26 protein-coding genes are annotated in these 20908 nt (G+C 36.3%); 2 read left to right on the top strand and 24 right to left on the bottom strand.

Features of this window, described 5'->3' with window-relative positions:
* Window positions 1–19 precede the first annotated feature (19 nt).
* The 15 genes from ndk to ACLBXA_RS15740 all read right to left on the bottom strand — a co-directional run bounded on the left by ndk (window position 20) and on the right by ACLBXA_RS15740 (window position 12009).
* Window positions 20–466 (bottom strand): nucleoside-diphosphate kinase, encoded by a 447-nt coding sequence (gene ndk / locus ACLBXA_RS15810; RefSeq protein ID WP_000415883.1) that lies wholly within the window; start codon window positions 464–466, stop codon window positions 20–22.
* A 124-nt stretch (window positions 467–590) separates the two neighbouring features.
* On the bottom strand, window positions 591–1553 hold the full coding sequence (gene hepT / locus ACLBXA_RS15805; RefSeq protein WP_000776078.1) for a heptaprenyl diphosphate synthase component II: 963 nt from the start codon (window positions 1551–1553) through the stop codon (window positions 591–593).
* A 31-nt stretch (window positions 1554–1584) separates the two neighbouring features.
* Complete coding sequence (menG, locus tag ACLBXA_RS15800; protein WP_001187674.1) at window positions 1585–2298, bottom strand: 2-heptaprenyl-1,4-naphthoquinone methyltransferase; 714 nt, start codon at window positions 2296–2298, stop codon at window positions 1585–1587.
* Between the two features lie 38 nt (window positions 2299–2336).
* Complete coding sequence (locus tag ACLBXA_RS15795; protein WP_000332841.1) at window positions 2337–3071, bottom strand: heptaprenyl diphosphate synthase component 1; 735 nt, start codon at window positions 3069–3071, stop codon at window positions 2337–2339.
* A gap of 183 nt (window positions 3072–3254) precedes the next feature.
* Window positions 3255–3824 carry a GTP cyclohydrolase I FolE gene (gene folE / locus ACLBXA_RS15790; RefSeq protein ID WP_001151482.1) on the bottom strand — a complete coding sequence of 190 codons (570 nt, stop codon included), beginning with the start codon at window positions 3822–3824 and terminating at the stop codon, window positions 3255–3257.
* A gap of 120 nt (window positions 3825–3944) precedes the next feature.
* Window positions 3945–4217, bottom strand: coding sequence for an HU family DNA-binding protein (locus ACLBXA_RS15785; RefSeq protein ID WP_001043860.1), 273 nt, complete (start codon window positions 4215–4217; stop codon window positions 3945–3947).
* A 300-nt stretch (window positions 4218–4517) separates the two neighbouring features.
* Window positions 4518–5996, bottom strand: coding sequence for a stage IV sporulation protein A (gene spoIVA / locus ACLBXA_RS15780; RefSeq protein WP_000416521.1), 1479 nt, complete (start codon window positions 5994–5996; stop codon window positions 4518–4520).
* A gap of 242 nt (window positions 5997–6238) precedes the next feature.
* Entirely contained in the window at window positions 6239–6952 is a 714-nt protein-coding gene (locus ACLBXA_RS15775; RefSeq protein ID WP_000755479.1) for a hypothetical protein, read from the bottom strand.
* 63 nt (window positions 6953–7015) lie between these two features.
* Window positions 7016–7219 (bottom strand): DUF2768 domain-containing protein, encoded by a 204-nt coding sequence (locus ACLBXA_RS15770; protein ID WP_001289007.1) that lies wholly within the window; start codon window positions 7217–7219, stop codon window positions 7016–7018.
* A gap of 267 nt (window positions 7220–7486) precedes the next feature.
* The gene (locus tag ACLBXA_RS15765) at window positions 7487–7738 is read right to left on the bottom strand and encodes a stage VI sporulation protein F (RefSeq protein WP_000369753.1); all 252 of its coding nucleotides are present in this window, start codon (window positions 7736–7738) and stop codon (window positions 7487–7489) included.
* 115 nt (window positions 7739–7853) lie between these two features.
* Window positions 7854–8876 (bottom strand): NAD(P)H-dependent glycerol-3-phosphate dehydrogenase, encoded by a 1023-nt coding sequence (locus ACLBXA_RS15760; protein WP_000161783.1) that lies wholly within the window; start codon window positions 8874–8876, stop codon window positions 7854–7856.
* Between the two features lie 18 nt (window positions 8877–8894).
* Window positions 8895–10205, bottom strand: a complete 1311-nt coding sequence (der, locus tag ACLBXA_RS15755) for a ribosome biogenesis GTPase Der (RefSeq protein WP_001125890.1) — start codon at window positions 10203–10205, stop codon at window positions 8895–8897.
* A 124-nt stretch (window positions 10206–10329) separates the two neighbouring features.
* The gene (locus tag ACLBXA_RS15750) at window positions 10330–10515 is read right to left on the bottom strand and encodes a capping complex subunit for YIEGIA (RefSeq protein WP_000979048.1); all 186 of its coding nucleotides are present in this window, start codon (window positions 10513–10515) and stop codon (window positions 10330–10332) included.
* On the bottom strand, window positions 10512–11405 hold the full coding sequence (locus ACLBXA_RS15745) for a YIEGIA family protein (protein ID WP_000141605.1): 894 nt from the start codon (window positions 11403–11405) through the stop codon (window positions 10512–10514). Before ACLBXA_RS15745 ends, ACLBXA_RS15750 begins: the two co-directional genes overlap by 4 nt.
* On the bottom strand, window positions 11398–12009 hold the full coding sequence (locus ACLBXA_RS15740; protein ID WP_000349104.1) for a YphA family membrane protein: 612 nt from the start codon (window positions 12007–12009) through the stop codon (window positions 11398–11400). Before ACLBXA_RS15740 ends, ACLBXA_RS15745 begins: the two co-directional genes overlap by 8 nt.
* A gap of 117 nt (window positions 12010–12126) precedes the next feature.
* On the opposite strand from ACLBXA_RS15740, the gene ACLBXA_RS15735 reads away from it, so the two are divergent.
* Window positions 12127–12261 (top strand): YpzI family protein, encoded by a 135-nt coding sequence (locus ACLBXA_RS15735; protein ID WP_000513902.1) that lies wholly within the window; start codon window positions 12127–12129, stop codon window positions 12259–12261.
* Window positions 12262–12550: 289 nt separating this feature from the next.
* Here ACLBXA_RS15735 and ACLBXA_RS15730 read toward each other — a convergent pair whose 3' ends face one another.
* From ACLBXA_RS15730 to ACLBXA_RS15715, 4 genes are all read right to left on the bottom strand, one after another.
* Entirely contained in the window at window positions 12551–13600 is a 1050-nt protein-coding gene (locus tag ACLBXA_RS15730; RefSeq protein WP_000251041.1) for a type 2 isopentenyl-diphosphate Delta-isomerase, read from the bottom strand.
* A gap of 12 nt (window positions 13601–13612) precedes the next feature.
* Window positions 13613–14761 carry a 30S ribosomal protein S1 gene (rpsA, locus tag ACLBXA_RS15725; protein ID WP_000229557.1) on the bottom strand — a complete coding sequence of 383 codons (1149 nt, stop codon included), beginning with the start codon at window positions 14759–14761 and terminating at the stop codon, window positions 13613–13615.
* 332 nt (window positions 14762–15093) lie between these two features.
* On the bottom strand, window positions 15094–15771 hold the full coding sequence (cmk, locus tag ACLBXA_RS15720; RefSeq protein ID WP_000361254.1) for a (d)CMP kinase: 678 nt from the start codon (window positions 15769–15771) through the stop codon (window positions 15094–15096).
* Between the two features lie 129 nt (window positions 15772–15900).
* Window positions 15901–16074, bottom strand: coding sequence for a YpfB family protein (locus tag ACLBXA_RS15715; RefSeq protein WP_000413849.1), 174 nt, complete (start codon window positions 16072–16074; stop codon window positions 15901–15903).
* Window positions 16075–16253: 179 nt separating this feature from the next.
* Here ACLBXA_RS15715 and ansA point away from each other — a divergent pair, with 179 nt between their 5' ends.
* The gene (gene ansA / locus ACLBXA_RS15710) at window positions 16254–17228 is read left to right on the top strand and encodes an asparaginase (RefSeq protein WP_000822011.1); all 975 of its coding nucleotides are present in this window, start codon (window positions 16254–16256) and stop codon (window positions 17226–17228) included.
* 35 nt (window positions 17229–17263) lie between these two features.
* Here ansA and ACLBXA_RS15705 read toward each other — a convergent pair whose 3' ends face one another.
* From ACLBXA_RS15705 to gudB, 5 genes are all read right to left on the bottom strand, one after another.
* Complete coding sequence (locus ACLBXA_RS15705) at window positions 17264–18244, bottom strand: YpdA family putative bacillithiol disulfide reductase (RefSeq protein ID WP_001168517.1); 981 nt, start codon at window positions 18242–18244, stop codon at window positions 17264–17266.
* A 108-nt stretch (window positions 18245–18352) separates the two neighbouring features.
* On the bottom strand, window positions 18353–18883 hold the full coding sequence (locus ACLBXA_RS15700) for a peptidoglycan recognition protein family protein (protein WP_001240655.1): 531 nt from the start codon (window positions 18881–18883) through the stop codon (window positions 18353–18355).
* A 79-nt stretch (window positions 18884–18962) separates the two neighbouring features.
* Window positions 18963–19199 carry a DUF3961 domain-containing protein gene (locus tag ACLBXA_RS15695; protein ID WP_002083150.1) on the bottom strand — a complete coding sequence of 79 codons (237 nt, stop codon included), beginning with the start codon at window positions 19197–19199 and terminating at the stop codon, window positions 18963–18965.
* A gap of 94 nt (window positions 19200–19293) precedes the next feature.
* On the bottom strand, window positions 19294–19503 hold the full coding sequence (locus tag ACLBXA_RS15690) for a hypothetical protein (protein WP_000426765.1): 210 nt from the start codon (window positions 19501–19503) through the stop codon (window positions 19294–19296).
* 80 nt (window positions 19504–19583) lie between these two features.
* Window positions 19584–20870 (bottom strand): NAD-specific glutamate dehydrogenase, encoded by a 1287-nt coding sequence (gene gudB, locus ACLBXA_RS15685; RefSeq protein WP_000225173.1) that lies wholly within the window; start codon window positions 20868–20870, stop codon window positions 19584–19586.
* Between the last annotated feature and the right edge of the window lie 38 nt (window positions 20871–20908).

Raw genomic sequence — 20908 nt, 5'->3', positions numbered from 1 at the left:
ACAAATTATTTCAAAATAATTAGTAAATCCATTCATTCATTAATTTTGAGTAGTCAACTAATTCTTCTTCTTTAAAGAAAATAGCAATCTCGCGCTCTGCGCTTTCTAAAGAATCAGAACCATGGATAATGTTTTTCGCAACAGTTACACCGAAATCTCCACGAATTGTTCCAGGAGCTGCTTCATGTGGTCTTGTTTTCCCCATCATGTTACGCGCTGTATCTACTACACCTTCACCTTGCCATACCATTGCGAACACAGGTCCAGATGTAATAAAGTCTACTAACTCACCAAAGAAAGGTTTTTCCTTATGCTCAGCGTAGTGTTGTCCAGCAATTTCCGGAGTGACTTGCATTAATTTTGCACCAACTAATTGAAAGCCTTTTTTCTCAAAACGAGCTACAATTTCCCCAATGAAGGCACGTTGTACACCGTCTGGTTTTACCATTAGAAATGTTTTTTCCATAAAAAATCTCTCCACTTCTGAATTATGTATGTAATTGTATATCCCCACACACATATTATCACCCTTATCACAATTGTGCAATAGTTTTGAAATAGAGAGATTATTTTATTTTTTAGAATAAACATTAAAATTTTCGTTTTCCAATATACTTTGCAACATTTTGTAATGCGTACTTTGCTTGTCCACGTGGGAGTGGTTTTATTATTTCTAAAGCTTTATGTAAATAACGTTCACTAAACGCAAATGCTTGATCAATTGCTGTACTATTTTTTACAGCATCAATAATTTCTTGCATTTCACTTGCTGTTGAATTTTCATGTACAGATGTGATTTTCTGACGAAGTACGGGATCTTCCATCGCATATAAAGCAGGAAGTGTAATATTCCCTTGTAGTAAATCTCCACCAGCAGGTTTTCCAAGTTTCTCTTCTGTAGAAACGAAGTCTAAAATGTCATCAATAATTTGATAAGACATTCCTACAAAATACCCATACCAAAATAGACGATTTACCGTATCACGATTAGCACCAGCAGCAATCGCTCCCAATTGACAACTCGCGGCAATTAATAATGCTGTTTTTCGCTTTATTCTTCTTAAATACGTTCTTAAATTTTGGTCATAATTGTATTTATCTTTAATTTGTTCAATTTCACCTTTACAGACTTCTAAAATAGTATGCGATAACGCTTGATGTGCCTCTGGAATTTCGATATTTGTTATACATTCAAGAGACTTAGCGAACAGATAGTCCCCTGTATACATCGCAATACGATCTCCCCATTTTGCATTCACAGTCGCACTGCCGCGTCGTAAAAATGCAGCATCAATAACATCATCGTGAACAAGAGAAGCCATATGAATAAGTTCTAACGCAACAGCAACATGCTTAATTGCATCTAACTTATAATCTCCAAATTTCCCTGCAAGCAACACAAATACAGGACGAATTCGCTTCCCACCAGCTTCAATAAGCTGTAATGCTGCCTCTTCTACTAATGGCTGTTCAGAAGCGACTGTCTTTTTTAATTCTTTTTCTATCACATTAATATCCGATCGTAAAAAAGAGTACATAAGTTGTAACTTCATATTGTTCACCTTAACCTAAAACTTCTTTTTTCTATTTTGATTCTGGTTTAATACCTAAATGCATCGCTGCTACCCCAAAAGTAAATGGTTTTACTTGCACACGTTCAAGTCCAGCTTGCTCAAACATTTGAGCCAGTTCTTTCATCCCTGGGAACGTACTAGCAGATTCTTGAAGCCATGAATATTCTTTATAACTTTTCGCAAACATCTTTCCAAATAACGGCATGATATATTTAAAGTATAAAATATACCCTTGTCGAAAACCAATCATTGTTGGTTGAGATGTTTCTAAACAGATTACTTTTCCACCTGGTTTTACTACACGTGTCATTTCTTTTAATACGTGCATATAATCCGGTACGTTACGTAAACCAAACCCAATCGTCACATAATCAAACGTATTATCTTCAAATGGAAGTTCCATTGCATTCCCATGTAGAAGTTCTACTTGTTTTAATTGTAACGCCTCTACCTTTTGCTTACCGACAGATAACATATTTTCACTGAAGTCTAAGCCAACAACCTTTCCTTGTTCACCTACCGCTCCAGCTAGCGCAATTGTCCAATCTGCGGTTCCACAGCATACATCAAGCGCTTGACTACCTGGTTGTACATCCATAATTCGCATCGTTTCTTTACGCCACGCTTTATGTCTTTGAAAACTAATTACAGAATTCATCACATCGTATTTATCAGAAATCTTTTCAAATACGTCATGTACTCTTTCTTCTTTTGATTGTTGCATGCTCGTACCTTCTTCCAATGTAAAATTGCTTATGTCTTCTATTTATCCCTTAACACAGAATTTATTTCATTAATGTCTATGTGATTTTCTAAAAATTGTTTTTCTTTCTTTCTCAATTCCATCATCCAACTATTAATCACTACTTCTGCTTTATCCCCTAAAGCATCTTGCATCGCTTGAAAAACAGGTGAATGTTGTTTATCAGCATACAATTGAATTTCTTTTTGAAGACGATTTCCACCTAATACGTATGTGATAAATGGCTTCCAATGTGATAATTGAAAATGATCACATGTTTTTTGAAGGAGCGCAGACTCAATCGTTACTACGCTTTTCATTATGTCATCCGTCGTTTCATGCGCTTTTTGGTATAACATAATTTTGTGTTCATTTATCTCTTTAATTCCTTCAGCAAGTGCACGAATTAAAACAATATCACGATTCATAGACAATAAATAATAATATAGTCCACTATAGTAATCGCCTGCAAGTACTGTTAATTGACGACATTTATGCGATTCAATCGCTTCCTCGCCTGCTTTATTTGATACCTTTTCATGCGTATCAAGCGCAATTTGCACAAGCATAATCGTTACTACGTAATGCTCAATTTGTTCTATATGTAAGTTTGCACTCTTTAAAGCACCATATAACAATGCTATCTTTTCTTCATCAATAAATGGTTCTTCAATATAGTTTATAAAATAAGGATGGCGTAATTTCTCCATCAATTTCTCTTTTATACCCGCATACCCTCCGTAGATGTCACACACAAAAAATCACCCTTGTTTTCTAATTCATAAAACTTATTATAACACATACACTCTATTTTCTATAACCAAAACTTGGCTACACCTACCATTCATGTAAGCAATTTTTCTAATCTCACTCTGTCTAGCTAAAACTATATCATTTATTTACTAAAAAAAAAAAGAAAAGCAGTTTCCCGCTTTTCTTTACTTCGTTTTAATAAACGATAAAATTTCACTGCGCGCTGCAGCATCATTTTCAAGCACACCACGCACTGCTGTCGTTACTGTTTTCGCACCTGGTTTTTTCACACCACGCATCGTCATACACATATGTTCTGCTTCTACTACTACCATTACACCATGAGGCTCTAATACTTCCATAATAGAGTTCGCTACTGTTGATGTAATACGTTCTTGCAGTTGTGGACGACGTGCAATTGTATCTACAGTACGAGCTAATTTACTTAACCCTGTCACCTTTCCACCTTGCGGAATATATGCAACGTGAGCAACTCCATAGAATGGAACTAAATGATGCTCACACATCGAATAAAATGGTATATCTTTTACTAGTACAAGCTCTTCGTGATCTTCTCCGAATACTTTATGCAAATGCTCTTTCGGATCTTCATGCATACCTGAGAACACTTCTGCGTACATTTTTGCAACACGTTTTGGTGTATCAAGTACTCCCTCACGATTTGGATCATCCCCAATCGCCTCTAAAATAAGGCGTACTGCATGTTCAATTTGTTCTAAATTAACTTTTGCCATCCGCTAGCCCTCCCGAAAACCTAAAAGTGATACGAACACATTCTAGCATATTTATGTTTTTAAAAGCAAAAAGAAGAGTTCCCAAAAAGGAAACTCTTCTTCCCTGTTAATATGTAAGGATTATTTAACCGCATCTTTTAACGCTTTACCAGGTTTGAATGCAGGTACTTTACTTGCAGCGATTTCAATCTCCTCACCTGTTTGTGGGTTACGACCTTTACGAGCCGCACGCTCACGAACTTCGAAGTTACCGAATCCGATCAGTTGTACTTTATCACCTTGTTTTAAAGCTTCTAAGATAGAATCAAAAACAGCGTCTACTGCTTTTGTTGCGTCCTTTTTAGAAAGGGAACTTGCTTCTGCAACAGCATTGATTAAATCTGTCTTGTTCATGCCATTCACCTCCTCCCAAAGATAAGACTGTATAATGATCATAAAATGAGTCTTACTTTCATTTGTAGGCAATTTTTACAAATTCTATACTACAAAGATGTAGATAAATCATTATCAACGCCTATATTATACGATTCTCCTTTATAATTCAATATTTTTAAGGAAATTGTTACTGTGAAAATGTGAAAATCTGATGAAACTTGACAATTTACAACAATGTATTAGATAATGACTGTTTATTTTTCTATTTTATAATCAAAAAAAAAACAAAAAATCCCTCTACAATGAGAGGGATTTTTCTTATAGTATAATCGCAATTAATCCGCCAGATCCTTCATTAATAATTCTTTCTAGCGTTTCTTTTAATTTATATCTAGCGTTTTCTGGCATTAAGGATAATTTCGCTTGAATTCCTTCTCGAACAATTGAGCTAAGCGAACGTCCAAATATATCAGAATTCCAAATTGATAACGGGTCATCTTCAAAATCTTGCATTAAATAACGAACTAATTCTTCACTTTGCTTTTCAGTACCAATGATCGGTTCAAACGTTGACTCTACATCTACTTTAATCATATGAATGGATGGCGCTACCGCTTTTAACTTCACACCAAACCTTGAACCGTGACGAATAATTTCTGGCTCATCTAAGCTCATATCTGCTAGCGCAGGCGCTGCTACACCATATCCTGTTTGCTTAACCATACGCAGTGCGTCTGCGACTTGGTCGTATTCTGTTTTCGCATGAGATAAATCGAGCATAAGCTTCAATAAATGATCTTTCCCCCGAATTTCTACCCCTACTACTTCTTTTAAAATCTGATCATATAATTCATCTGGCGCATATAAATCAATCTCCGCCACACCTTGCCCCATATCAATGCCAGCTAAGCTCGCTCGATCAATAAATTCATATTGACTAAACTGCCAAACAACCCGATCCACATCACGAAGACGTTTTATATCCTTCACAGTTTCTTGAACTGCTTCTTGATAACTTTGACGCAACCAATGCCCTTCATTTAGCACCATTACCCAGCTCGGAAGGTTCACATTCACTTCTAATACAGGGAATTCAAATAGCGCTTCACGAAGTACATTATATACATCTGTTTCTCTTAAACTCTCCACACTCATTGCAATAACCGGGATATCATATTCTTCTGATAAACTTTGGCGTAATTGCTCTGTATCTGGATGATACGGCTGTACCGTATTAATTATCATAATGAAAGGTTTTCCTACTTCTTTCAATTCATTTACAACGCGTTCTTCTGCCTCTATATAATCTCTTCTTGGAATTTCACCAATTGTTCCATCTGTTGTAATTACAACACCAATTGTTGAATGTTCTTGAATTACTTTACGCGTGCCGATTTCTGCAGCTTCATGGAATGGAATAGGTTCTTCATACCAAGGGGTATTAATCATGCGCGGGCCATTCTCATCCTCATAGCCCTTCGCTCCTGGAACCGTATATCCAACACAATCTACTAATCGAATATTCACTTCAAGTCCTTCATCTACTTCGATAGAAACCGCTTGGTTTGGAACAAACTTCGGTTCCGTCGTCATAATTGTACGACCAGCAGCACTTTGAGGCAATTCATCCTGCGCTCTTTGACGGTCAGACTCATTCTCAATATTTGGAATAACTACAAGTTCCATAAATTTTTTAATGAATGTTGATTTCCCTGTTCGAACAGCTCCTACAACTCCAAAATAAATATCACCGCCTGTTCGTTCTGCAATATCTTTAAAAATATCTACCTTTTCCAAGTGATTCCCTCCCTCAAAATTTTTGGGAATAATTCCGCTTTTATAGTCAACTAATACCTTCTCTAACGTTGCCTATAATATCTGATATAATATAATGGTATTCTAGAAGTTCGGACAATATATCATATAATTTTGTCCAATTTCATATGACTATTAAAAAATATCTTTTGTTTGCATCGTAAGTTGTATAACATAAAAAACCTTTCTTCTAGAACTTATTCACTAAAAGAAAGGTTCATGACTTATGATTTTAAAAAAATTGGTTCTCCGTCCTTTACTGTGTACGGTAAAGAATAAGCTGGTACAAACGGGGAACCTTTCGAAAGTATATTTCGAATATCTTCTCCCTCCGTAAACTGCCCTTCATTTTTTTTCAAAGCGTCATATAAGTCGATTCTATAATCAACAAAAACTTCTCCTTTTTCATTAATTACAAAAGGAAGTCCTTTACCAGAATATGGACTTGTCACTTGTGGCACATCTTTATATCCTAGTTTTTTAAAATCCAATTCATATACACCATCTGAAATTACTTTTTTAAAAGGTGGATATTGATGTTCATCACGATACATCCTAAGCTTTAAAGATAGTTCCTGAATTTGTTCAGCCATCCTAACATCAATTAACTTTACTGTTGGATTTGTTTCAACGTCTATTAATACGTATTGATATACTCCTCCACTTTCATATGCATTCCCTGGTGCTTCTTGTATGTAACGCGGGGCAATCTGTTGAAAGTCGATTGGATACTTTTGATAAATAGGTGTACTCATATCCCTCGTCTTAATTGGCAATATCCCATCATTTTGCTCCTTAAATGTCACAACAGCTTTTTGAACAACCTGTAGCTGATCTTCATAAGGAACCGCATTTTGCTTCATATTTTCTTTCGGATACAGACACCCCGTTAAAAGGCTCATACAACAAAATATTAAAATAATATGGACTTTTTTCACTAGCATCACCTTTTCATACTAATATAACTTGCTCCGTATGTAGTATTTTCGAGACCATTCCATTTACTGCTGTACAGGTCCACTAAATACAACAAGAAAAATAACAATTCCTGACACAACCATAAGGGTGTACGCTACTAACGCTGTAATCCCTTTCAATAATTTATTCTGTATTTTATGTCTACTTAATAAAATAAAACTTACTGCAAAAAACATAAATCCAATTGCCCCTAAAGCCAACCACATTTTCATAAGCCCTTCTGACATATACACACCCCTTTTTATTAATCTATTTTTATACTATTTTAACAAATTAAAATCTTTAAACAAATACAAAAAGAACATTTTACTACAAATTACGAATATGTAACTTTAATCAATAGGTTTTTCAGCATTTTCCACTAATCTAGATAAAAATAAAACCGAAGCGATTGTATCTCTCGCTTCGGTTGACCAAATATGCCCAAAAACAGCTCTATTCCCATTCTTTCATGGCTATCATATGCAATCTACAAACTCTTTGTTTCTCATAATTTATTTTTTAAACATTTTGCTTAACGAGCCAAAATCTGCTGGCATATTATTATTAATAATCGCTTTTACAATTTGATCCTCTTGCTCTTTCGGCACTTCACGTCCCGCCATAAGAGCCACTTGATGAATTAATTGACGAAGTACAGTTTCATCACGTAAATTCGCATTTTGCACGGATGACGCTAATTTAAAAATATCCTCTTTATTTACTTTCGCTTCCTTCTCAATATTATTAAAAATGTTATTATCCATTCTTTTCACCCTCTCCTCAAGTTACTCTTCATCCTATGCAAAAATAAAAAAATGGTGAAAAGACCCATAAAATAAAAAAGCGACAGAAGTACAAATGTACTTCTGTCGCTTTTCTTTACAGTAAGTCAGGTATAGCTTCCACTTCATGTTTTCGAACACGTCCCATCAATGAGCCTACCGCATCTTTTACGTTATTCCCATTGAACAGCACGTCATATAAAGCAGCTGTAATCGGCATTTCAACTTCCATTTTCTCTGCCAATTCATGAGCAGCTTTCGTTGTTCTTACACCTTCCACAACCATACCCATGCTTTCTAACACTTCTTCTAAAGAATGTCCTTTTCCAAGCATATTTCCAGCGCGCCAATTTCGGCTATGAACACTTGTACAAGTTACAATTAAGTCTCCCATACCGGTTAGACCAGCAAACGTTAACGGATTCCCGCCCATTTTTCTTCCTAAACGAGCAATCTCTGTTAAACCACGTGTCATCAATGCCGCTTTTGCATTATCACCTAATCCAAGACCATCAGTTATACCAGCAGCTAATGCGATAATATTTTTTAACGCACCACCAAGTTCAACTCCAACGATATCTGGATTTGTGTATACACGGAAATAACTATTCATAAATAAATCTTGTACTTCCTCAGCCGCTTCCATACGCTTTGCTGCAGACGTAACTGTTGTCGCTTGTCGTAAACCAACTTCTTCAGCATGACTCGGTCCAGACAATACAACAACATCTTTAATTAAGTTCTCTGGAATTTCTTCCTCGATCACTTCCGAAATACGTTTTGACGTACCAGGTTCAATCCCTTTACTCGCATGAATCCAAGTAATCGGTTCTGTAACAATTTCTTTCATCTCTTGTAATACATCTCTGTACGCTTTCGTCGGTACTACTAGCAGTACTGTATTTACATCTACTAATGCTTCTTCTAAAGAAGAGTAGGCTACGATTGTGCTTGGCAATGTAATGCCTGGGAGATATCGACTATTCTCATGTTTCGTATTCATTTCATCCATAAGTTCTGAGCGATTTCCCCAAATACGTACATCATGTCCATTGTCAGCTAATACCATCGCTAACGCTGTTCCCCAGCTACCTGCTCCTACTACTGTGATTTTTGTCATAAAATCACATCCTCTCCATTAGTCTCTTGCTCGAGCAATAATGTGAATCGGCGTTCCTACAAAACCGAACGCTTCACGTAAACGATTCTTTAAGAAGCGCTCATATGAAAAGTGCATTAATTCTGTATCGTTTACAAACACAACAAATGTCGGTGGTTTTACCGCAACCTGTGTCGCATAGAAGATTTTCAGACGGCTACCATTATGAGTCGGTGTTGGATTCATCGCTACCGCATCCATAATTACATCGTTTAATACGTTTGTTTGTACACGGATACTATGGCTTTCATTTACCTCATTGATAACCGGTAATAACGTTTGTGTACGTTTTTTCGTTTTTGCAGATAAGAATACAATCGGTGCGTAATCCAAGAATTGGAAATGAGCACGAATATTTTCTTCAAATGCTTTCATTGTTTTTTCATCTTTTTTCACTGCATCCCATTTGTTTACAACGATAATAACAGCTCGTCCTGAATCATGAGCATATCCAGCGATTTTTTTATCTTGCTCAATAATTCCTTCTTCTCCGTCTAAAACAACTAAAACAACGTCAGAACGTTCAATCGCTCTAAGTGCACGAAGTACACTATACTTTTCTGTACTTTCATATACTTTTCCTTTTTTACGCATACCAGCTGTATCAATGATTACATAATCTTGATCATCTTTACTATATGGTGTATCGACAGCATCACGCGTCGTTCCTGCGATATTACTTACAATTACACGTTCTTGACCAAGAAGTGCATTTACAAGCGATGATTTCCCTACATTTGGACGTCCAATTAAAGAGAAACGGATTGTTTCATCGTCATACGCCTCTTCTTCAATCTTTGGAAAATGATTTGCAGCTTCATCTAACAAATCACCAAGTCCTAAACCGTGTGTACCTGAAATCGGGAATGGCTCGCCAAATCCTAATGAATAAAAATCATAAATATCACTACGCATTTCTGGATTATCAACCTTATTTACGGCAAGTACAATTGGTTTTTTAGAACGATACAAAATTTTAGCAACTTCTTCATCCGCTGCAGTTACACCATCGCGACCATTCGTCATAAAAATGATAACATCTGCTTCATCAATCGCAACTTCCGCCTGTTGACGAATTTGTGTCAAGAACGGCTCGTCTCCAATATCAATTCCACCTGTATCAATAATGTTAAACTCATGATTTAACCATTCTCCCGCACTATAAATACGGTCTCGAGTTATACCTGGGATATCTTCTACGATTGAAACTCTTTCTCCAACTATTCTATTGAAAATAGTAGATTTTCCTACGTTCGGGCGGCCTACTATTGCTATTACTGGTTTCGGCATATACTTTCATCCTTTCAACTTGCTTCTGTTTATTATGTAAAAAACCCTTCTTTGTGCAAGAAGGGATTTGCATTCCAGAATATTTCTCAACGTATCAAAACACCTCACATTATAACACACGTTCCTAATGTTTCACAATAATATATACATTCTCTTGTAAGCGATGCGCAATACCATCTAAAATTGCCTCTAAATTATTTGCAACAAATTCTAGTTCCTCCATCGACTCACAAACAAATAAAGGAGCACCACCTGCAAATTTTTCTGGCGCTGTTGTAATAACTGCCAGGATAACGCTTTCTAACATCATCTCTTATCTCCCCTTCCTTTCGGGGCTTCCGATGACATATGGACGGCACTTTCTAACGTTGGTACATTTCCTATAACACTTATCGCTTTCTCTGCATCTTGATCTTGCGGTAAGACAAAAATTCCAACCCTACCATCCTCTAAATCACGCTTTGCTAACGGTACAAGCGCTGGTGTACCAGAATCTCTATAAATCCCTAGCGCCACCGAAACATCGTGTAAAACAGCTTGCCGTTGCCCTAAATTTGAGATTGTCACCATCGCATCAATTGATTTCGGTTTTAAAATAAACCCCATGCCATATTTCATAATCTCTTCTTGCCTCGCCGGCAATCCAATATTCATAATATAAATATTATCAATATACAGTCCTGCCCCTTCAAAACGAAGGGGCACGTGCTCAATTTCAACAAGATCATGTAGCCTTTTTCCAGACATTAATTTTTTCGCAATAAAAAATGCGATTATAGCCATAATTACTCCCGCAATCCATGAACGGAACCCTATATACGCAAATGTCGTTGCAAACGACGTTAACATCGCCAAATAGTTGCGACTTTCAAAAACCAATGCAATTCCTTCAATATATGTATTTCCACGCGGTACGAGCTCATATCCATCTAATTGTTGAAGCGTGTTTCTTTCCATATTACGTACATCACGAAATTGTGTTGCCGCTAACGTAAGAAATGTAATGGCAGAAAAATCTTTTTTCAAAATAGACGGGATTGCAATCGCTCCTAAAGCAGCTGCAATTAACCCCATTGCAATATGAATAATTTTCCCATGCAGCCTCGTCGGATATTGCCGCGTATCCGTCCGAAGCATTAACACTCTTGTAACTGTCCCCGCTATTACGCCGCATAAAATGGCTGATGTATATTCAGTCATGCATTACCCTCGCCTTTCTTTTACGTGTTTTTCTCTTAAACTGTTCCATGTATACTGATGCTTTTGCAATCCAAAACAATACTGCCATGAATAATGTAGAAACGGCGACGATATCAAAAAATGCTAAACTACCGTAATCATATGGAAAATTCAATTTCCGAAAAATAAATGTCACTAGCAACTCTCCTTGTAACATCCCTACATATAGGGAACATAATCGTAATATGCGATCCCCATGCAATAACACCGATGCATACACAAGAGCACTACTTAGCAGAAACACTCTATCCACCACAATCCAAATCGGATCATATATTTCTAACAAATGAAAACTTGTATATAACATTGCAATAATAAGTGCCGAAAGTAAGCTATATAATTTTTTCCAAACAGAATATAGCGTAATTCCTATAAAAGAAATAATACAAAGTAGAAGAGCATTTACTGATACCACGAATGAGGCAATCGTTACATGTAACGGAGAGCAAATTATAAAAATCATTATACAAGCGCCTAACTTCCACCGAATAGGGTCCTTTTTCATAAAAAAGGTTACGATGATCCACCCTATCCAAGCTACAAAATAAAAAGTACTTCCATCCATCAACTTCACCTCCTATGTTTTCCATTATGGGAACTTTTTATGAAAGTTAATCCACTTTATTTACGCATAGTTTTTTCTTATAACAGCAACACTTTTAACAAGGAGGTGTTATTTATTATGGGTAAAGATCGCCAAGAACGAAAACTACGAGAATCACGCCGCGTTGAATCTGATCGTAATCAATCACTACAATATCCAGGTGCAACTGGACTTGATACACCAGAGCAGGCTCGAAAACAAAACCAGCACTAATTAATACAAAAAGACGGTTTCGATGTTGTACGAAACCGTCTTTTGCATAATCATTTTAATGATTTTTATTTATATTGAAATAATATTTTGTGTACTATATCCTCCTATCACTTCTTTTACCCCCACCTATTTCCCTTATAAAAGCAAGTCCTCTCAAAAATCCAGTAACTAATCATCTTCATTTTTTAACCTTTTTTCAATTACAATTTTTATAAAATACCAATTCCATTCTCCACTTTATATTACGAGAAAGAAAAGAAAACAAAAAATCAACCGAACGGTTGATTTTTTATCTCCTACTATAATGCGCAGTATCAATACCACGCTGCATTAACCAATGATATGTTTCACCTTTTACAACAAGAGGTACAGATTGCAACTCTTCTATCGTCTTCGCACCAAGAGCTGTCATAATAAATTTCAAATCTGTATGTAGAAGCTCAATTTCATCCACTAATTTCTCGATACCATCTTGCATTAAAATACGTAAAAAGTAACCAGCAAACGCAGTTGTATTCGCCCCTAATGCGATTGCTTTCGCTACGTCAAGCGCTGTCTGTATACCCCCTGATGCAATAAAAGAGAGGTTATTATTTGTAGAGGTTGCTTCAATAATCGAGGTTGCTGTTTGTATGCCCCAGTTATTAAAATAAGAAAGCATTCGCTGTCTTCTTTCATTTTCAACAGCAGCAAAATTCGTACCACCTTGCCCACCAATATCAATTGCCGTTACACCTACGTTCGCTAACTGTTGCATTGTTTCCTTACTCATCCCAAATCCAACTTCTTTTACAATGACAGGAACTTTACTATTTAAAACAATTTTCTCAATACGCTGAAGTACGCCAGTAAAATCACGGTCTCCTTCTGGCATCGTTAACTCTTGTATGACATTTAAATGAATTTGCAATGCATTCGCTTCAATCATATCAACGGCACGCTCTGCCTGCTCGATAGTTGCCTCACTACCTAAATTAGCAAAGAAAATACCATTTGGGTTTACCTTTCTGATCACCTTATAAGAAGCAGCCTCACTTTCATCTTTTAACGCCGCCATTTGCGAACCTACAGCCATAGCAAGGTTATGTTGTTTCGCTACATATGCTAATTGCTCATTGATATGTAACGTTTTCTCTCCTCCACCACCAGTCATCGCATTGATAAAAATCGGCGAACTTAGTGAAAGTTCGCCGATTTTTGTTTCACATGTTATTGTGTCATAATTTGAATTTGGCAAGCTTTGATGCACAAAATCAATATCATGAAAGCCATGCGTACGAGACTGACCAGTAGAAAGAGCGTATTCAATATGATCTAATTTACGTTTTGCCCTTACCACTTGTACCCCTCATTATTTCTTTAATTTTTTCAGTTGTTCACCAATAATATCACTTAATTGGAAAGTAGCAGAATCAGCATTTGGCTCATACTGACTATAATCTTCAATTACATTATTTTCCTCAAGCGCTTCTTTTATACTTAAAGAAATACGTTTCTCTGCTGCGTGAACTTCAAGTACTTTCACTTTTACTTCTTGTCCCATTTCCAATACTTCATTCGGATTTTTCACGTGACGATTTGCAATTTGAGATACGTGTACAAGTCCTTCAACGCCAGGTAAAATCTCAACGAATGCACCAAATGTAACAAGGCGTTTTACTACGCCCTCACGAATATCTCCAGCTTTTATTTCGCCAGCAACGTTTTCCCAAGGTCCTGGTTGAGCTGCTTTAATCGATAAAGAAATACGTTGTGTATCAGCATCAACAGATAACACCTTTACCTTAACCTTTTGACCTTGCTCTAAAACTTCAGAAGGTTGCTCTACACGTTCGTGTGAAATTTGTGAAATGTGAACTAAACCGTCCACGCCACCAACGTTAACGAAAGCACCAAAGTCAGTTAATCGTTGCACTGTTCCTTCAACAACGTCCCCTTCTTTTAATGAAGAAATTGCTTCTTTTTTCTTAGAATCTAGTTCTAATTCTACTACCGCTTTATGCGAAAGGATTACACGATTTTTTTCACGGTCTAATTCAACAATTTTCACCGCTAACGTTTTACCTTTATAGTCAGTAAAGTCTTCTACATAATGTACTTCTACAAGTGAAGCTGGGATAAAACCGCGAACCCCAAGATCCACAACTAATCCGCCATTCACAATATCTTTTACAGTAACATCAAACACATGACCAGAAGTAAATTTCTCTTGTAATTCTACCCATGCTTTTTCTGCATCAACAGCACGTTTAGACAAGACAAGATCATCTTCTTCTAATTTAATAATTTTCAACTCTAGTGTTTGATCTAATTCTACAACATCGCTTGCTTTTTCAATATGAACGTTAGCTAATTCACTAATTGGAATTACGCCATCTGTTTTGTATCCAACATTTACAAGCACTTGTTTCTCTTCAACTTTCGTTACAGAACCTGTAACAACGTCACCAACTTGTAATTCTTTTGAATCCATAACTTCTTCATTCATTTTCTCTACCATGGAAATACCTCCCTACAGAATTGACAAAGCATTTTTTATGTATATACGAAATGAAAACAAAGTTTTCATTTGCATGTTTAAGAATTTCTCATCACATACTTTTTTCAATACCATTCATAAGAAAATATATTAAACCTATATAAATAGTATACAGCAAAACCAGCTTGAAAAAAGTATGTTTTGAAATATAATAGCGAATATATTCTGACAGTTTTATTCCTCTTTAACTAACTTCTTACAAATCAGCTCATTTGTCAAGGAAAGAGACTCACAATTCACGTATCCTTTACATTTCTATTTAAACAAAAAAGAAAGGGGATCATCCCCTTTCTTTATTTCGCAAACACTCCTGAAACAATACTCATAATTTTTTGGACAACTTCTTCAATTGATAAAGAAGTCGTATCTAATTCCAATGCATCATCAGCCTTTTTTAGTGGAGAAACTTCGCGTTCTGAATCTAATTTATCACGCTGAGCAATTTCTTCTTTTAGCTGCTCTAAATTAGAATCGAAACCTTTATTTAAATTTTCTAAATGTCTTCTTTCCGCTCTTTCTTCAACAGAAGCAAGCATAAAGATTTTCACTTCAGCATCCGGTAATACATGTGTACCAATATCACGGCCGTCCATTACAACGCCGCCTTTTTTCGCTAAATCTTGCTGACGGCGTACCATTTCTTCACGAACAAGGCGATGCTTTGCTACAATAGATACTCGATTCGTCACATCAGGTGTACGAATTACTTCAGAAACATCTTGTCCATTTAAAAATACAAGCTGTGTATTTTCTCCTTGCTGAAATTCAATATTTACATTCCTTACAACTTCCATTAACTGCTCTTCATTTTCAATATCTACTTTTTGTTCAAGGGCTGCATATGTAAGCGTACGGTACATTGCGCCTGTATCAATATAAACGTAAGAAAGTTCCTTCGCAACAACTTTTGCCACTGTACTTTTACCAGCAGCTGCTGGACCATCTATAGCAATTGAAATTCGTTTATCCATTGTAACACCTCATTTTTTCACTTATAAAACAAAACGAAAAGCAGGTGTTCACCCTGCTTCTTCTCATTTGCTTCACGTCATTAATTCCTCAATTATTGTAGCATAATCCTTCATAGAAGAAAATGAAAACTACCTATTCACCTGTAAGATTTCCGCTTTGTCTTTTACCATGACACCTTCATAATAAACAATTTTAGATAAATATTTCACTGATGACTTATGTATAAATAACAATTGCACAACAGAAAGACAAATAAATTGTATTATTAATATACGAATAAAAATTCTCTCCATCTTTTCCACCGTAATTGCTCCCTCCTATACTATATTTACACATCTCGTTTCGTAATTTTATACATCGTACATATAGCAGTTAATTTTATTGTCATTTGCGAGGCATACTTTTATACATTTCCATTGTCGAATTTACTAAAAACATGTTATGTTCTAAATGTATTTTTTACTTGAAAGGGGTATAAGAATTGAAAAGAATCCTAGTTTTACACACAGGTGGAACAATTGCAATGGAGGAGGATAAAGAAACTGGAGTCGTACAACCAGGTGAAAAAAATCCTCTTTTAAAATTCATTCCTGATTTAGAAGGCGATGTTGATTTAATCGTTGAAGATGTGTTCCATTTACCATCTCCCCATATGACACCGAGCGAAATGTTACAATTACAAGTCATCATTGATGAAAGAGTAAAACAAGACAACATTCATGGCGTAGTCATTACGCATGGTACTGATACATTAGAAGAAACAGCCTATTTCTTAGATTTAACAGTACAAGCAACTATTCCGATCGTTGTGACAGGTGCAATGCGCTCTAGCAATGAATTAGGTGCTGACGGCCTATATAACTTCTTATCAGCTGTAAAGGTTGCTAGTTGTGATGAAGCTGCAGAAAAAGGTGTTTTAGTCGTATTAAATGACGAAATTCATTGCGCTACAAATGTAACGAAAACACATACAAGTAATGTCGCAACATTCCAAAGCCCACAATACGGACCAATTGGAATGGTAACAAAACGCGGCGTTGTCTTCCATCACGCTTTAGTACATCATGAAACATATACGATAAACACAGTGTCTAAAAATGTAGTTGTTCTAAAAGCATATGCTGGCATGGATGATACATTATTAGCAGCAATCGAAAATCTTCCTGTAGACGGTATTGTTATCGAAGCGCTCGGACAAGGTAATCTACCTCCAAGAACACTTCCTAGTCTAGAACGATTATTAAATAAAGGTATTCCTGTCGTATTAGTTTCTCGCTGTTTCAACGGTATCGTTCAAGACGTATATTCGTATGAAGGTGGCGGTAAACACTTAAAAGATATGGGCGTTGTATTCACATACGGCTTAAATGCACAAAAAGCACGTATTAAATTACTTGTCGCATTAGAGAATACAAATTCTCATGAATCCATTCAAAATATGTTTATGCACGAATAAAAAGGAGTTGTCGAGATTTTCTCGACAACTCCTTTTTATTTTTCTCTTGATGCAATGGTTTGCGCAATCGCATCTCCATGAAATCTACCGTTCTCGATAAATATTTCATTTGCATTATTTCCAGCAGCAATGACACCTGCAATGAAAATATTTTCAGCATTCGTTTCCATTCTATCCTCTGTATAAATTGGACGTCCTGTTTCTTCATCAATCTGAACACCCATCTTCGTTAAGAAGCTATGATCAGGATGATAACCAGTCATCGCAAATACAAAATCGTTTTGGATTGTATAAACTTCACCATCAACTGTAAACGTTAATGTATGCTCAGTAATTTCTTTCACATGAGCCCCGAAATGCATTTGAATTGTACCGTTTCGTACTAACGCCTCAAATTCCGGCAAAATCCAAGGCTTTATGCTTGGCGAATACTCAATTCCACGATACAGTACCGTTACACGCGCACCAGCTTTAACAAGTTCTAATGCGGCATCTACACTCGAATTTTTCCCACCTATAACTACTACGTCTCGATCAAAATAAGGATGCCCCTCTTTAAAATAGTGAGCTACTTTCTTCAATCCCTCACCTGGAACATTCATATAATTTGGATTATCATAATATCCAGTTGCTACAACAATATATTTCGCTATATATGTTTCTTTACTTCCGTCACACTTTGTCGTCTCAACTTGAAAAACTCCTCCATCTTTTTGAACTTTCTCCACTCGCTCAAAAGCATTTACACGTACAGATTTACGTTTTACTACTTCACGATAATACGCGAGCGCTTGATTTCGAACTGGCTTACGATTTTCTGTAATAAAAGCTACATCACCAATTTCTAATTTTTCACTAGAAGAGAAAAATGTTTGATGAGTTGGATAATTATAAATGGCATTTACAATGTTTCCTTTTTCAATTACTAACGGATTTATCCCTACCTTTTGCAACGAAATCGCTGCCGCTAATCCGCACGGACCGCCTCCGATTATAATAACTGTTTCTTTCTGCATACTCGTCCACTCCTAGTCTTCTACCAATACACTATTTATAAAAACAAGAAAAAACCTACTTACAGCAGTAGGTACCTATCTTTATTGTATTCATTTTTCATATATTTGTCATCTAAACGAAACGTACATCCGATAGACATCTGCTAAAAACTGCTGAAATTTAATACCTTGTTTCCCTAATACATTCTCAGGATCAATCTTTCTAGCTGGATCAAGCGTTTTATGTGACACGATATCTTTTTTCGGATTTAAGCCAAAGTTTTGGCATAAATACGCATGATACCATGTAAAACGATTATATGCTTCCCAAAAGTTAACATCACCGCCATAACAAAGTTCCACTCCAATGGCCGCCTTATTCGCGTCATAGCCGTATAAGTCATTATCCGTCGGCACACCATATCGAACATGATACGCAACTTCATTTATAGGAATAATCTCCAATATTGTTTTATCATCTATAAATGTATGCGCCGAAGCTTTCGGTTGTAATTCATTAAAGTAATCTCGATTTCCTATCGCATTGCTTCCTGGATTCCCCGTATCATGGCTTACAATAAATCTCACTTTAGTCAGAGGAATCCCCGGCCGTGAACTTCCATATCCAATATAGTTGCGTTCTATAGGAAACATCGCCATTGCTACCAACTCCCGCTCTAGAAGATTACCTTACTTCCTTATATATGTATTCGGTAGCAACGTCCTTATCGCATATTTCTTACACGAAGAGAAAATCGAAAATATTTGAAGTGAACACCATAAACAACAAGATACTTACAGCCACTCCATAAAAACCGTAAAACCAAACACAATCTTCTTTCGTATCTAAACCGAAAAATTTATTTACCGATTGTAATAATGTGCCACGCTTGCTTTGTTTGTTTCGTAATACTTCCACTCGCTCTACAACATCTGCTGGCATCATAAATCTTTGGTCTACTGTCATTTTCATCATTTATCTCTCCTTAAAATCATTTCCGTTTTGTTTATCTAAGGAGAGTATAGCACGTTTGTTCGTATAGAACAAGTGTTCTTTTTTTATTTTTATTTTATTTTTCAGCAAGCCAAGTAAAAATTGAGATTACAACGGCAATAATCGGCCCTACTACAACCACACCAAATATCAAAAACAGTAGCCCTTCCCCGAACATTCTAACGGTACTTACTTTTCGAGCTTTCATCGTTCTTGCAAGTTCTCCCTCTAACCTCTTAACCTTTTCTTCTAATTGTTCTACTCGTTCCAGCATTTCATTTTCCATATATAACACCTCATTTAATACTTCAACAAAAAAACGTGATTCCCTCGAAAGGAAATCACGTTTTCTCAAGATATAATATTTTATACCCAACCTCTGAAGCGGCTTGCTTCAGCCATTTTACGAACACCAACCATGTACGCCGCTAAGCGCATGTTCACTTTACGAACTTGTGCTGTTTCATAAATAGAATCAAATGATCTTACCATTACTTTTTCTAAACGTTGTTCTACTTCTTCTTCAGTCCAGTAGTATCCTTGGTTATTTTGTACCCACTCAAAGTAAGATACTGTTACACCACCAGCACTTGCTAACACGTCTGGAACAAGTAAAATTCCGCGATCTGTTAAAATTTTAGTCGCTTCTAATGTTGTTGGACCATTTGCAGCTTCAACAACGATTTTCGCTTTAATATCATTAGCATTTTCTTCTGTAATTTGGTTCTCAATTGCAGCTGGAACTAAAATATCGCAATCAAGTTCTAACAATTCTTTATTTGAAATTGTATTGTTAAATAGCTTTGTTACTGTACCGAAGCTATCACGACGGTCTAATAAATAATCAATATCTAATCCGTTTGGATCATGTAACGCACCGTAAGCATCTGAGATTGCAATAACTTTCGCACCTGCATCATGCATAAATTTAGCTAAGAAGCTACCAGCATTACCGAACCCTTGGACAACAACGCGTGCACCCTTAATATCAATGCCACGTTTTTTCGCAGCTTCACGAATACAAATTGTTACACCTTTCGCTGTTGCTGTTTCACGGCCATGTGATCCACCTAATACAAGCGGTTTACCTGTAATAAATCCTGGTGAATTAAATTCATCAATACGGCTATACTCATCCATCATCCATGCCATAATTTGAGAGTTTGTGAATACATCTGGAGCTGGAATATCTTTCGTCGGACCTACGATTTGGCTAATTGCTCGTACATAACCGCGGCTTAATCTTTCTAACTCACGGAATGACATTTCACGTGGATCACAGATAATTCCACCCTTACCTCCACCATATGGTAAATCAACAATACCACATTTTAAACTCATCCAGATTGAAAGTGCTTTCACTTCATTTTCTGTTACATTCGGATGGAAGCGAATTCCACCTTTCGTTGGACCAACAGCATCATTATGTTGTGCACGATACCCTGTAAATATTTTAACAGTCCCGTCATCCATACGAACTGGTATTTTCACTGTCATCATACGAATTGGTTCTTTTAATAATTCATATACTTCGTTTGGATAACCCAATTTTTCTAACGCTTCACTAATAACAATTTGTGTTGAATTCAATAGTTCAAAATGTTGTTCCCTTTGTTGTTGTGTTTTTGTTTGAGTTCCCTTTTCGGCTACCATAGTAAGTAAACCCCCTGTAATTTCACTTGTTTAGTAAA

The sequence above is a fragment of the Bacillus sp. D48C genome (genome assembly GCF_053345735.1).
The sequence above is the reverse complement of the archived record's forward strand: the minus strand, read 5'-3'. Positions and strand labels throughout refer to the sequence as shown.

What these genes read in the sequence shown, in the direction of transcription:
- ndk (WP_000415883.1), bottom strand. Translation starts at nt 466, where the DNA reads ATGGAAAAAACATTTCTAATGGTAAAACCAGACGGTGTACAACGTGCC.
- hepT (WP_000776078.1), bottom strand. Translation starts at nt 1,553, where the DNA reads ATGAAGTTACAACTTATGTACTCTTTTTTACGATCGGATATTAATGTG.
- menG (WP_001187674.1), bottom strand. Translation starts at nt 2,298, where the DNA reads ATGCAACAATCAAAAGAAGAAAGAGTACATGACGTATTTGAAAAGATT.
- folE (WP_001151482.1), bottom strand. Translation starts at nt 3,824, where the DNA reads ATGGCAAAAGTTAATTTAGAACAAATTGAACATGCAGTACGCCTTATT.
- ACLBXA_RS15785 (WP_001043860.1), bottom strand. Translation starts at nt 4,217, where the DNA reads ATGAACAAGACAGATTTAATCAATGCTGTTGCAGAAGCAAGTTCCCTT.
- ACLBXA_RS15770 (WP_001289007.1), bottom strand. Translation starts at nt 7,219, where the DNA reads ATGTCAGAAGGGCTTATGAAAATGTGGTTGGCTTTAGGGGCAATTGGA.
- ACLBXA_RS15765 (WP_000369753.1), bottom strand. Translation starts at nt 7,738, where the DNA reads ATGGATAATAACATTTTTAATAATATTGAGAAGGAAGCGAAAGTAAAT.
- ACLBXA_RS15760 (WP_000161783.1), bottom strand. Translation starts at nt 8,876, where the DNA reads ATGACAAAAATCACAGTAGTAGGAGCAGGTAGCTGGGGAACAGCGTTA.
- der (WP_001125890.1), bottom strand. Translation starts at nt 10,205, where the DNA reads ATGCCGAAACCAGTAATAGCAATAGTAGGCCGCCCGAACGTAGGAAAA.
- ACLBXA_RS15750 (WP_000979048.1), bottom strand. Translation starts at nt 10,515, where the DNA reads ATGATGTTAGAAAGCGTTATCCTGGCAGTTATTACAACAGCGCCAGAA.
- ACLBXA_RS15745 (WP_000141605.1), bottom strand. Translation starts at nt 11,405, where the DNA reads ATGACTGAATATACATCAGCCATTTTATGCGGCGTAATAGCGGGGACA.
- ACLBXA_RS15740 (WP_000349104.1), bottom strand. Translation starts at nt 12,009, where the DNA reads ATGGATGGAAGTACTTTTTATTTTGTAGCTTGGATAGGGTGGATCATC.
- ACLBXA_RS15735 (WP_000513902.1), top strand. Translation starts at nt 12,127, where the DNA reads ATGGGTAAAGATCGCCAAGAACGAAAACTACGAGAATCACGCCGCGTT.
- rpsA (WP_000229557.1), bottom strand. Translation starts at nt 14,761, where the DNA reads ATGGTAGAGAAAATGAATGAAGAAGTTATGGATTCAAAAGAATTACAA.
- cmk (WP_000361254.1), bottom strand. Translation starts at nt 15,771, where the DNA reads ATGGATAAACGAATTTCAATTGCTATAGATGGTCCAGCAGCTGCTGGT.
- ACLBXA_RS15705 (WP_001168517.1), bottom strand. Translation starts at nt 18,244, where the DNA reads ATGCAGAAAGAAACAGTTATTATAATCGGAGGCGGTCCGTGCGGATTA.
- ACLBXA_RS15700 (WP_001240655.1), bottom strand. Translation starts at nt 18,883, where the DNA reads ATGGCGATGTTTCCTATAGAACGCAACTATATTGGATATGGAAGTTCA.
- ACLBXA_RS15695 (WP_002083150.1), bottom strand. Translation starts at nt 19,199, where the DNA reads ATGATGAAAATGACAGTAGACCAAAGATTTATGATGCCAGCAGATGTT.
- ACLBXA_RS15690 (WP_000426765.1), bottom strand. Translation starts at nt 19,503, where the DNA reads ATGGAAAATGAAATGCTGGAACGAGTAGAACAATTAGAAGAAAAGGTT.
- gudB (WP_000225173.1), bottom strand. Translation starts at nt 20,870, where the DNA reads ATGGTAGCCGAAAAGGGAACTCAAACAAAAACACAACAACAAAGGGAA.